A 12,461-nucleotide genomic window follows, 5' to 3' on the forward strand; every position below is an offset into this window, starting at 1 on the left:
TTCAGCTCGTTGCGTCGTTGGCGAGATCGTCGAGCAGCCGCTGCATCGCCTGTGCGGCCAGCTGCATGTCGTGGTTGGTGGTGGATTCGAGCGGGTTGTGGCTGATGCCGGCGTTCTGGCCGCGCACGAACAGCATGGCCTGCGGCATGATCTCGTGCAGCTTCATGGCGTCGTGGCCGGCGCCGCTGGGCATGCAATGCACCGGCACGCCCAGCGCTTGCACCGCGCGTTCCCAGCGCTGCTGCCAGGCCGGCGCGCTGGGCGCGGCGGCGGCGCGCATGGTTTCCTCGAGCGTGTAGCGCAGGCCGCGGCGCAGGCAGATCGCTTCCAGTTCGGCCAGCACGTCGCTGGCCAGCGCATCGCGCTGCGGGTCGCTGGGGGCGCGCAGGTCGAGGCTGAAGCGGCATTCGCCGGGCACCACGTTGATCGAGCCGTTGGGCACTTCCAGCATGCCGACGGTGCCGACCGAGTCGCCGTCGCGCGCGGCGCGGCCTTCGACGAACACGATCAGTTCGGCCGCGGCCACGGCGGCGTCGCGGCGTCGATCCATCGGCGTGGTGCCGGCGTGGCAGGCGGTGCCGTGGATCCGCACGCGGTAGCGCACGCAGCCGTTGATGGAGGTGACCACGCCCAGCGGCAGGCCCATTTCGTTCAGCACGGGACCCTGTTCGATGTGCACTTCGACGAAGCCCAGGTAACGGGCCGGGTCGCGCTTGAGCTTGGGAATGTCATCGACGCACAGTCCCGCGCGCGCCATGGCCTCGCGCATGCTGATGCCGTCGGCGTCCCGTTGTTCGAGCCAGCGCGGCTGGAAGTCGCCGATCAGCGCGCCGGAACCGAGGAAGGTGGCCGGATAGCGCTGGCCTTCTTCTTCGGAAAAGGCGATCACTTCGATGGCGTAGGGCAGGCGCCGGCCCTGGCGCTGCAGCGCGCGCACGCAGGCCATCGGCACGAAGATGCCGAGACGGCCGTCGTATTTGCCGGCATTGCGCACCGTGTCGTAATGGCTGCCGCTCATCAGGATGGGCGCATCGGCGCGGGCCGCGTGATAGCGGCCGACCACGTTGCCGACCGCGTCGATGCCGACTTCGTCGAAGCCGCAGTCGCGCATCCAGTGCGAGATGCGCTGCGCGCAGGCGCGGTGCGCGTCGGTGAGGTAGGTGACGGTGAGCTGGCCGTTCTCGGCGTAGCCCGGGTCGCTGTGCGCGCTGAGCTTTTCCTGCCAGTCCCAGATGTCGTTGCCCAGCTCCGGTTCGACGCCGAAGCGTTCATACAGCCGCACTTCAGCGTCGCGGTGCAACTGGCGCAGGGCCTCGCGGCGTTCGTCATCCGGCGCGTTGTGCCGGCGGCGCTCCAGCGCCTGGACCAACTGGGTGCCTTGCAGGCTGGCGCCGCGCGGGCTGTATCGGGAAAGCACGAAGGGAAAGCCGAAACGCGCGGCATGGTCGGCGATCAGCGCGGCGGCGTCGGTTCCCGCATCGGGCGCAGGCTTGGCGCGCAGCAGCGCCAGTTGCGTGGCGGCATCGGCGTCGTCCACCGCGCGTTGCAGCGCCAGCTGCAACTGGGCCACGCTGTGCATCGGTCGCGCGCGCACCGCCTGCTCCGCGGCCCAGGGCGCGTGCGGATACAGGTCGGCCAGCATGGCGGCCGCGCCTTGCGGCGTGGCGTCGTTGAATTGGGCGAGGGTGTGGGCCATGGTTGCGCCGTTCAGGGAGCGGGTTGATAGGGATGGCACGCCTGCCAGTGCCGGGCGATGTCCAGCCGCCGGCAGACCCAGACGCGGTCGTGGCGCGCGATGTGGTCCAGGAAGCGTTGCAGGGCGACGATGCGGCCCGGCCGGCCCAGCAGGCGGCAATGCATGCCGATGCTGAGCATCTTGGGCGCTTCGTCGCCTTCGGCGTAGAGCGCGTCGAAGCTGTCCTTCAAGTACTGGAAGAACGGATCGGCGTGCGAATAGCCCTGCGGCAGCGCGAAGCGCATGTCGTTGCAGTCCAGCGTATAGGGCACGATCAACTGCGGCGCCACGCTGCCGTCGCTCTTTTGCACCCGCATCCAGAACGGCAGGTCGTCGCCGTAGTAGTCGCTGTCGTACTCGAAGCCGCCGTAGTCCGCCACCAGGCGGCGGGTGCGCGGACTGTCGCGGCCGGTGTACCAGCCGAGCGGGCGCGCGCCGGTTAGTTGCGCGATGGCGTCCATGCCCAGGCGCATGTGCTCGCGTTCGGTGGCTTCGTCCACGTTCTGGTAGTGCACCCAGCGCCAGCCGTGGCAGGCGATCTCGTGGTTCAGTTCGACCAGCGCCGCGGCCAGCTCGGGGTGGCGTTGCAGCGCCATGCCGACGGCGAACACCGTCAGCGGCAGGCCGCGCTTTTCGAATTCGCGCAGGATGCGCCAGACGCCCACGCGCGAGCCATACTCGTAGATGCCTTCCATGCTCAGGTGGCGTTCCGGGTAGCTGGCCGGGTTGAACATCTCGGACAGGAACTGTTCGGAGCCGGCGTCGCCGTGCAAGACGCAGTTCTCGCCGCCTTCCTCGTAATTGAGCACGAACTGCACCGCGATGCGGGCGTTGCCGGGCCATTGCGCATGCGGCGGGTTGCGGCCGTAGCCGATCAGGTCGCGCGGATAGGAGTCAGTGGCGTCGTAGGTGCTCATGGCTGGGCAAGCGTGGACATCGTGTTCGACACGATAAGGTAAACCGCATTGTCTGTATACAATTTATGTACATCATTAGTGATGACCCTAATACGGCACGCAAGGCCGGCCGCCATGAAGCGAACAACCCGCCGGCATGCGCTGCCGGCGGGTTGTTCGGGGACATCGAAAAACGGACGTTCAGCGCAGATCGCCGCAAGGCCAGCCGCTGGCGCCGTAGCCGCCGTCAGCCGTTGCGGTAGAGAAAGCTGTAGGCGTTGATCGCCGGCACCCCCCCGAGATGCGCGTACAGCACCCGCGAGCCGGCCGGGATTTCCCCGCGCCGCACGATGTCCATCATGCCCTGCATCGATTTGCCCTCGTAGACCGGGTCGGTCATCATCCCTTCGAGCCGCGCGCACAGGCGGATGGCTTCGTTGGTCTCGGCCGACGGCAGGCCGTAGGCCGGGTAGGCGTAGCGCGTATCCAGCACCACGTCGCTGTCGGTGATGGGGCGCTGCAAGCCCACCAGGTCCGCGGTGCGGCGCGCGATGCGCAGGATCTGGGCGCGGGTCTGGTCGGGCGTGGCCGAGGCGTCGATGCCGATGACGCGGTTGGCGCGGCCGTCGGCGGCAAAGCCCACCACCATGCCGGCCTGCGTGCTGCCGGTGACGGCGCAGACCACGATGTAGTCGAACTTGAAACCCAGCTCGGCCTCCTGCCGCCGCACTTCCTCGGCGAAGCCCACGTAGCCCAGCCCGCCCAGTTCATGATCGGAGGCGCCGGCGGGAATGGCATAGGGCTTGCCGCCGCGCTTGCGCACGTCTTCCAGCGCCTCTTCCCAGCTGCGGCGGAAGCCGATGTCGAAGCCTTGGTCCACCAGGCGCACGTCGGCGCCCATCAGGCGGCTCATCATGATGTTGCCGACCCGGTCGTAGACCGCGTCGGAATAGTCCACCCAGTTTTCCTGCACCAGCACGCAGGCCAGCCCGAGCTTGGCGGCCACGGCCGCCACCATGCGGGTGTGGTTGGACTGGATGCCGCCGATGGTCACGAGGGTATCGCAACCCTGTTCCAGCGCCTGCGGAATCAGGTATTCCAGCTTGCGCAGCTTGTTGCCGCCGAACGCCAGACCGCTATTGCAGTCCTCGCGCTTGGCGTAGATCTCGACCTTGCCGCCGAGGTGGGCGGACAGGCGCTCGAGCTTCTCGATGGGAGTGTCGCCGAAGGTCAGGCGATGGCGGGGAAAGCGTTGCAGATCCATGCTGGCTCCTGGGAGTGTCGGTCCGGGCGGACGGCGCCGCGGATGGAAAAATCATAGGAACCGGTCGGATTGTTGGTCAATTGCGTATTTTTTGAATTTGTCCGGTTTAAATTTTCCAAGAAATTTATTTTTCGATCTAATATTTATGAATAAAAAATAAATACCAAATTAAATTTTATAGGGACATATTAAATGGCCGCCATCGCCGGGCTGGATCGCATCGACCGCCAGATCCTGCGCCTGCTGCAGCAGGACGCCCAGATCACGAACCTGGACCTGAGCGCGCGCGTCCATCTCAGCCCCGCGGCCTGCCTGCGGCGGGTGGAAAAACTGCGCGCCGAGGGCATCATCCGCAAGACGGTGGCGTTGCTGGAACCGGCCGAGGTCGAGATGGCCACGCTGGTCATCGTCGGAGTGGTGCTGGACCGCTCCACGCCCGAGTCCTTCACCGATTTCGAGGCGGCCGCGCGCGGCATCAGCGGTTGCCTCGAATGCCATCTGGTGGCCGGTGAGTTCGACTACTTCCTGATGCTGCGCATCCGCGACCTGGAACGCTTCAACAAGCTGCACGCGGGCGAGATCATCAAGCTGCCCGGCGTGCGCCAGATCCGCACTTTTTTCGTGCTCAAGGAGATCCTGTCGACCACCGAATTGCCGCTCTGACGAGGCAATTGCGCAACATCCGGCGCGGATGCCGAAAAAAATGCCGCAATGCGGCATTTTTCGTTGGCGGAATTTGCTGGCGCGTAGACGGCGTAATTGCAGGGGTTGCGCGGACATTCCAACACCGCATGAAGCCATTCCGCATGCGCTTTTGCGTCACGCAATCGCAAGAAGACGCCCATAAACTCAAAGGGTTATACTTTCATCCATACGGCTTTCAAGGCTTGTACGCGCCTTCTGCCCCTGCTATCCGCTAAACGGGAAGCCCGTGTCGCGGAAGGTTTTCCTGCATCGTAATCGAGTGAAGCACTCGTAAAGGTGAAGCGATTATGTCTTCGGAAATAGAATCCCTATCCACGTCTTACTTGTTTGGGGGGAATGCCCCCTACGTTGAGGAGCTTTACGAAGCCTACCTCGACAACCCCGGTTCGGTACCTGACAACTGGCGCGAATACTTCGACCAGCTGCAGCACGCTCCCGCCACCGACGGCCAGGAATCCACCCGCGACCAGGCCCACGCTCCCATCGTCGAATCGTTCGCCCAGCGCGCCAAGGCCAATGCCTTCGTGCAACGCGCCGCCGAACCCGACCTGAGCGTCGCCTCCAAGCAAGTCTCGGTGCAATCGCTCATCGCCGCCTACCGTTCGCTCGGTTCGCGCTGGGCCGACCTGGATCCGCTCAAGCGCCAGGAACGTCCGCCGATCCCGGAACTCGATCCGGCCTTCTACGGCCTGACCGAAGCCGACCTGGACCAGACCTACTCGGCCACCAACACCTACTTCACGACCGCCAGCACCATGACGCTGCGCGACATCCTGAAGGCGCTGCGCGACACGTACTGCCGCAGCATCGGTGCCGAATTCACGCACATCTCCGACCCCGCCGCCAAGCGCTGGATCCAGGAACGCCTGGAAACCACGCTGGGCGCGCCGAGCTACACGGCCGAGGAAAAGCGCCACATCCTGCAGCAGCTGACCGAATCCGAAGGCCTCGAGCGTTTCCTGCACACCAAGTACGTCGGCCAGAAGCGCTTCTCGCTGGAAGGCGGCGAAAGCTTCATCGCCTCGATGGACGAAGTGGTGAACCACGCCGGTGAAAACGGCGTCCAGGAAATCGTGGTCGGCATGGCCCACCGCGGCCGCCTGAACCTGCTCGTGAACATCATGGGCAAGATGCCCGGCGACCTGTTCGCCGAGTTCGAAGGCAAGCACGCCGAAGGCCTGACCGACGGCGACGTGAAGTACCACAACGGCTTCTCGAGCGACCTGTCGACCCGTGGCGGTCCGGTGCACCTGTCGCTGGCGTTCAACCCGTCCCACCTGGAAATCGTCAACCCCGTGGTCGAAGGCAGCGCGCGCGCCCGCCAGGAACGCCGCGGCGACGCCGAAGGCAAGCAGGTGCTGCCGGTGCTGGTGCACGGCGACGCGGCCTTCGCCGGCCAGGGCGTGGTGATGGAAACCCTGAACCTGGCCCAGACCCGCGGCTATGGCACGGGCGGCACGATGCACATCGTCATCAACAACCAGATCGGCTTCACCACGTCGGATCCGCGCGACTCGCGCTCGACGCTGTATTGCACCGACGTGGCCAAGATGATCGAAGCGCCGGTGTTCCACGTCAACGGCGACGATCCCGAAGCCGTCGTGTTCGTCACCAAGCTGGCCCTGGATTACCGCCTGCAGTTCCGCCACGACGTCGTCGTCGACATCGTCTGCTTCCGCAAGCTGGGCCACAACGAGCAGGACACCCCGTCGCTGACGCAGCCCCTGATGTACAAGCGCATCGGCCACCATCCCGGCACGCGCAAGCTGTACGCCGACAAGCTGACCACGCAGGGCGTGCTGGCCGAAGGCGAAGCCGACCAGTTGGTCAAGGACTACCGCCAGCTGATGGAAGACGGCCAGCGCACCATCGAACCGGTGCTGACCGACTACAAGAGCAAGTACGCCATCGACTGGTCGCCGTTCCTGGGCGCCAAGTGGACCGACCAGGCCGACACCGCCGTGCCGCTGGCCGAGCTCAAGCGCATCGGCGAACGCATCACCACCGTGCCGGAAGGCTTCACGGTGCACCCGCTGGTCGCCAAGCTGCTGAACGACCGCCGCACCATGGCCAAGGGCGAGATGAACCTGGACTGGGGCATGGGCGAACACCTCGCCTTCGCCACGCTGGTGTCCTCGGGCTACGCCATCCGCATCACCGGCCAGGACTCGGGCCGCGGCACGTTCACGCACCGCCACGCCGTGCTGCACGACCAGAACCGCGAACGCTGGAACGACGGCACCTACATTCCGCTGCAGAACGTCTCGGAAGGCCAGGCCCCGTTCACCGTGATCGACTCGGTGCTGTCCGAAGAGGCCGTGCTGGGCTTCGAATACGGCTACTCCAGCGCCGAACCCAACACGCTGACCATCTGGGAAGGCCAGTTCGGTGACTTCGTCAACGGCGCCCAGGTCGTGATCGACCAGTTCATCAGCTCCGGCGAAGCCAAGTGGGGCCGCCAGTCGGGCCTGACCCTGATGCTGCCGCATGGCTACGAAGGCCAGGGTCCCGAGCACTCGTCGGGCCGCATCGAGCGCTTCCTGCAGCTGTGCGCCGACAACAACATGCAGGTGATCCAGCCGACCTCGGCTTCGCAGATCTTCCACGTGCTGCGCCGCCAGATGATCCGTCCGTTCCGCAAGCCGCTGGTGCTGTTCACGCCCAAGTCGCTGTTGCGCAACAAGGACGCCGGCTCGCCCCTGACCGAACTGGCCGGCGGCAGCTTCCGCCCGGTGATCGGCGAGGTCGACGAGGCCATCGACGCCGCCAAGGTCAAGCGCGTGCTGGCTTGCTCGGGCAAGGTCTACTACGATCTGGTCAATGCCCGCCGTGAACGTGGCGCCGACAACGTCGCCATCATCCGCGTCGAGCAACTGTACCCGTTCGCGCACAAGTCGTTCGAGGCCGAACTGCGCAAGTACCCGAAGGCAACCGAAGTGATCTGGGTCCAGGACGAACCGCAGAACCAGGGCCCGTGGTTCTACGTTCAGCATCACGTGTACGAGAACATGGTCGAAGGCCAGAAGCTGGGCTACGCCGGTCGCGCCGCGTCGGCTTCGCCGGCGGTGGGCTACCTGGCCAAGCACCAGGAGCAGCAAAAGGCGCTGATCGAAGCGGCTTTCGCGCCCAAGTTCAAGGCCATGCTGACCAAGTAACCCAACCCGATGCACGCGCGGCGCGCGGCAAGGTGCAGAAACCTGGTTTCGAACTTTGTCCGTGTCGCGCGGTCCAGAACACACACTCTACGGAATAAACAAAATGGCTATCACCGACGTCGTCGTCCCCCAACTCTCCGAATCCGTTTCCGAAGCGACCCTGCTGACCTGGAAGAAGCAGCCCGGCGCTGCCGTCGAAGCGGACGAAATCCTGATCGAAGTCGAAACCGACAAGGTCGTGCTGGAAGTGCCGGCCCCCGCCTCGGGCGTGCTGGCTGAAATCGTCAAGGGCGATGGCAGCACCGTGACCTCGGGCGAAGTCCTGGCCCGTATCGACACCGCCGGCAAGGCCGCCGCCACCCCGGCCACCGCCCCCGCCGCCGAAGCGCCCAAGGCCGCCGTGCAAGCCGCCGCTGCCCCGGCCGCTCCCGCCTCCACCGCCGCCGCCGGCGTGGCTTCGCCCGCCGCCGCCAAGATCCTCGCCGAAAAGGGCGTGGACGCCGCCAGCGTGGCCGGCACCGGCCGTGACGGCCGCGTCACCAAGGGCGACGCCCTGAACGCCAGCGCCCCCGCCGCCAAGGCCGCTCCGGCCAAGGCCCCGGCCGCTCCGGCCCCGACCACGCTGTCGCTGGACGGCCGTCCGGAACAGCGCGTGCCGATGAGCCGCCTGCGCGCCCGCATTGCCGAGCGCCTGCTGCAGTCGCAACAGGAAAACGCGATCCTGACCACGTTCAACGAAGTGAACATGCAAGCGGTCATCGATCTGCGCAACAAGTACAAGGACAAGTTCGAGAAGGAACACGGCATCAAGCTGGGCTTCATGTCGTTCTTCGTCAAGGCCGCCGTTGCCGCGCTCAAGAAGTTCCCGCTGATCAACGCCTCGATCGACGGCAAGGACATCATCTACCACGGCTACTTCGACATCGGTATCGCTGTCGGCAGCCCGCGTGGCCTGGTGGTGCCGATCCTGCGCAACGCCGACCAGCTGTCCATCGCTGAAATCGAAAAGACCATCGCCGACTTCGGCCGCCGCGCCGCCGACGGCAAGCTGGGCATCGAAGAGATGACCGGCGGCACGTTCTCGATCTCCAACGGTGGCGTGTTCGGCTCGATGCTGTCGACCCCGATCATCAACCCGCCGCAATCGGCCATCCTGGGCGTGCACGCCACCAAGGAACGCGCCGTGGTGGAGAACGGCCAGATCGTCATCCGCCCGATGAACTACCTGGCCCTGTCCTACGACCACCGCATCATCGACGGCCGCGAAGCCGTGCTGGGCCTGGTCGCCATGAAGGACGCCCTGGAAGATCCGCAGCGCCTGTTGCTGGACCTGTAATCTCGGCGCCCTGAGCCCGGCGTCCGCGCGACCCTCGTGTCGGCGGCGCCCGGCCGGCCCCAGGGGCCGGCCAGCGCGGGCCGGGGCGAGTTTCACTCCCTCCTCATTCGCGAGAACACTATGTCCAAACAATTCGACGTCGTCGTCATCGGCGCGGGCCCCGGCGGCTACATCGCCGCCATCCGCGCCGCGCAGCTCGGCATGTCGGTGGCTTGCATCGACGCCTGGCAGAATGGCCAAGGCGGCCCGGCTCCCGGCGGCACCTGCACCAACGTCGGCTGCATCCCCTCCAAGGCGCTGCTGCAATCGTCCGAACACTTCGAGCAGGCCAACCACCACTTCGCCGAGCACGGCATCGAAGTCAAGGGCGTCAGCCTGAAGCTCGACACGCTGATCGGCCGCAAGAACTCGGTGGTCAAGCAGAACAACGACGGCATCCTGTACCTGTTCAAGAAGAACAAGGTCACCTTCTTCCACGGCAAGGGCGCGTTCGCCGGCCAGGTCGAGGGCGGCTGGGCCATCAAGGTCACCGGCACCGCCGAGGAAGACCTGGTTGCCAAGCACGTGGTGGTCGCCACCGGTTCGTCGGCGCGCGAGCTGCCCGGCCTGCCGTTCGATGAAAAGGTCGTGCTGTCCAACGACGGCGCGCTGAACATCGGCGCCGTGCCGAAGACGCTGGGCGTGATCGGCGCCGGCGTGATCGGCCTGGAAATGGGCAGCGTGTGGCGCCGCCTGGGCGCGGAAGTCACCATCCTGGAAGCGATGCCGGAGTTCCTGGCCGCCGCCGACCAGCAAGTGGCCAAGGAAGCCCTCAAGGCCTTCACCAAGCAAGGCCTGAACATCCAGATGGGCGTCAAGATCGGCGAGATCAAGGCGACCGCCAAGTCGGTGACCGTGCCCTACGTCGACGCCAAGGGCGCCGAGCAGAAGCTGGTGGTGGACAAGCTGATCGTCTCGATCGGCCGCGTGCCCTACACCGGCGGCCTGAATGCCGACGCCGTGGGCCTGAAGCTCGACGAGCGCGGCTTCATCGCCGTGGACGGCGACTGCAAGACCAACCTGCCCAACGTCTGGGCGGTGGGCGACGTGGTGCGCGGGCCGATGCTGGCGCACAAGGCCGAGGAAGAGGGCGTGGCGGTTGCCGAGCGCATCGCCGGCCAACACGGCCACGTCAACTTCGACACCGTGCCGTGGGTGATCTACACCTCGCCGGAAATCGCCTGGGTCGGCAAGACCGAGCAGCAGCTCAAGGCCGAAGGCCGCGAGTACAAGGCCGGCAGCTTCCCGTTCCTGGCCAACGGCCGCGCCCGCGCGCTGGGCGACACCACCGGCTTTGCCAAGGTGATCGCCGACGCCAAGACCGACGAGGTCCTGGGCGTGCACATCGTGGGCCCGATGGCCTCGGAACTGATCTCGGAAGCCGTGACCATCATGGAATTCCGCGGCGCCGCCGAAGACATCGCCCGCATCTGCCACGCGCACCCGACGCTGTCGGAAGCCGTGAAGGAAGCCGCCCTGGCCGTCGACAAGCGCGCCTTGAACTTCTGATCCGCCACGCTGCGGCTCTGCCAAAGGGGGCGGGTTTTCGGACCCGCCCTTTTTTTCTTTTGCCTGTGCCATCTCCATGAACGTCCGCGAATACTACGAACACGCCCTGGCCGAACGCGGCTACAAGCCCGACGAAGCCCAGAAGAAGGCGATCGACCGGCTGCAGCGCTATTACGACGAGTGGGTCAAGTTCAAGGCGATGCGCTCGAACGCCCTGAAGAAGCTGCTGAACCGCCCCGATGTGCCGCGTGGCGTGTATCTGTGGGGCGGGGTGGGGCGCGGCAAGAGCTTCCTGATGGACGCCTTCTACGCCACCGTGCCGGTGGTGCGCAAGACGCGCCTGCACTTCCACGAGTTCATGCGCGGCGTGCATCGCGAACTGGAAGAAGTGAAGGGCATGCAGGACCCGCTGGACGAGGTCGCCAAGCGCGTCGCCAAGCGCTATCGCCTGATCTGCTTTGACGAGTTCCACGTGTCGGACGTGGCGGACGCGATGATCCTGCACCGCCTGCTGTTCAAGCTGTTCGAATACGGCACCTCGTTTGTCATGACGTCCAACTACGAACCGTCCACGCTGTATCCCGACGGCCTGCACCGCGACCGCGTGCTGCCCGCGATCGAGCTGATCCAGGCGCGCATGGATGTGATGAACGTGGATGCCGGCGTCGACTATCGCCGCCGCTCGCTGGAGCAGGTGCAGTGCTACCACACGCCGCTGGACGAGCATGCGCAGCAGGCGCTCCAGCAGGCCTTCGACAGCCTGGCCGATACGCCGCCGCAGGAGCCGCTGCTGCATATCGAGCATCGCGAAATCCGCGCGCTGGCGCTGGCCGGTTCGGTGGTGTGGTTCGACTTCGCCACGCTTTGCGGCGGCCCGCGTTCGCAGAACGACTACCTGGAACTGGCCAACCGCTTCCATGCGGTGATCCTGTCCGGCGTGCCGCGCATGGGTCCGCGCCAGGCTTCCGAGGCGCGCCGTTTCACCTGGCTGATCGACGTCTTCTACGACCATCGCGTCAAGTTGATCATGTCGGCCGAATGCGAGCCGGAAGAGATCTACACCGAGGGCGCGCTCGCCAACGAGTTCCATCGCACGGTATCGCGCATCCTGGAAATGCAGTCGCGCGAATACCTCGAGTCGGAACGCCGCCTGACCGCAACGTTGTAGTTATGCCGCAAGCGCCGGAGAGAGGGCGGCGCATTCGCACGACAGTTAATGCCGGTGAAAGTCGTTGTTGACTACGGTCTGCAAGTGACAAGTTTCATGCCGCATCCTCGCTCGTGTCTTCATCGCCTCTTTCTTCTTCAAGTCATTGTGACGGTGGCGCCACCTCTCAGGCGGAGAGCCTTTATCGAGAACATCGGTCGTGGTTGCTTGGCTGGCTGCGTCGCAAGCTGCGGTGCGCGCATCATTCCGAAGACCTCGCGCAGGATGTGTTTGTTCGTGTCATCCAGCGCCGCAAGGCGGTGCGTGTTGGCGATGCCCGGGCTTTGTTGACCGTCATCGCCAAGGGGCTGGTGATCGATCATCAACGCCACGCGGCGCTGGAACACGCCTATCAGGCCTATCTGGCCACGATTCCCGAATCCTATGCGCCGTCGCCCGTGGTTCAGGCCGAGCAGATGCAGGCCCTGACGCAATTGGACGGATTGCTCGACAGCCTGCCGCCGAAGGCGCGTTCTGCCTTCCTGTTGTCGCAACTGGACGGACTGACGTATCCCGAAATCGCGCGGCGGCTGGGCGTCTCTCCCAGTTCCGTGCAGCAATACATGGTGCGCGCCATGTCGGCTTGCTATGCAGCGCTCTATGGTTAGCAGGGAG

At 65.5% G+C, this 12,461-nt stretch carries 9 protein-coding genes; 6 read left to right on the top strand and 3 right to left on the bottom strand.

The features are described from left to right. Position 1 precedes the first annotated feature (1 nt). From AT699_RS07635 to AT699_RS07645, 3 genes are all read right to left on the bottom strand, one after another. Positions 2 to 1,696 (bottom strand): hydantoinase/carbamoylase family amidase, encoded by a 1,695-nt coding sequence (locus tag AT699_RS07635; RefSeq protein ID WP_024068145.1) that lies wholly within the window; start codon positions 1,694 to 1,696, stop codon positions 2 to 4. A gap of 11 nt (positions 1,697 to 1,707) precedes the next feature. Further along, positions 1,708 to 2,652, bottom strand: a complete 945-nt coding sequence (gene puuE / locus AT699_RS07640) for an allantoinase PuuE (RefSeq protein ID WP_024068146.1) — start codon at positions 2,650 to 2,652, stop codon at positions 1,708 to 1,710. 226 nt (positions 2,653 to 2,878) lie between these two features. After that, complete coding sequence (locus tag AT699_RS07645; RefSeq protein ID WP_006389378.1) at positions 2,879 to 3,895, bottom strand: 1-aminocyclopropane-1-carboxylate deaminase; 1,017 nt, start codon at positions 3,893 to 3,895, stop codon at positions 2,879 to 2,881. 192 nt (positions 3,896 to 4,087) lie between these two features. Here AT699_RS07645 and AT699_RS07650 point away from each other — a divergent pair, with 192 nt between their 5' ends. The 6 genes from AT699_RS07650 to AT699_RS07675 all read left to right on the top strand — a co-directional run bounded on the left by AT699_RS07650 (position 4,088) and on the right by AT699_RS07675 (position 12,454). Then, positions 4,088 to 4,558 carry an Lrp/AsnC family transcriptional regulator gene (locus tag AT699_RS07650; protein ID WP_020924635.1) on the top strand — a complete coding sequence of 157 codons (471 nt, stop codon included), beginning with the start codon at positions 4,088 to 4,090 and terminating at the stop codon, positions 4,556 to 4,558. A gap of 329 nt (positions 4,559 to 4,887) precedes the next feature. Next, the gene (locus AT699_RS07655; protein WP_006389380.1) at positions 4,888 to 7,755 is read left to right on the top strand and encodes a 2-oxoglutarate dehydrogenase E1 component; all 2,868 of its coding nucleotides are present in this window, start codon (positions 4,888 to 4,890) and stop codon (positions 7,753 to 7,755) included. Between the two features lie 103 nt (positions 7,756 to 7,858). After that, positions 7,859 to 9,091, top strand: a complete 1,233-nt coding sequence (gene odhB, locus AT699_RS07660; protein ID WP_024068147.1) for a 2-oxoglutarate dehydrogenase complex dihydrolipoyllysine-residue succinyltransferase — start codon at positions 7,859 to 7,861, stop codon at positions 9,089 to 9,091. Positions 9,092 to 9,211: 120 nt separating this feature from the next. After that, positions 9,212 to 10,639, top strand: a complete 1,428-nt coding sequence (gene lpdA, locus AT699_RS07665) for a dihydrolipoyl dehydrogenase (RefSeq protein WP_006389383.1) — start codon at positions 9,212 to 9,214, stop codon at positions 10,637 to 10,639. 76 nt (positions 10,640 to 10,715) lie between these two features. Further along, positions 10,716 to 11,807, top strand: coding sequence for a cell division protein ZapE (gene zapE / locus AT699_RS07670; protein ID WP_024068148.1), 1,092 nt, complete (start codon positions 10,716 to 10,718; stop codon positions 11,805 to 11,807). Positions 11,808 to 11,920: 113 nt separating this feature from the next. Further along, positions 11,921 to 12,454, top strand: coding sequence for a sigma-70 family RNA polymerase sigma factor (locus AT699_RS07675; RefSeq protein ID WP_058207263.1), 534 nt, complete (start codon positions 11,921 to 11,923; stop codon positions 12,452 to 12,454). The last annotated feature ends 7 nt before the right edge of the window (positions 12,455 to 12,461 follow it).

The sequence above is a fragment of the Achromobacter xylosoxidans genome, assembly GCF_001457475.1.
GTDB lineage: Bacteria > Pseudomonadota > Gammaproteobacteria > Burkholderiales > Burkholderiaceae_B > Achromobacter > Achromobacter xylosoxidans.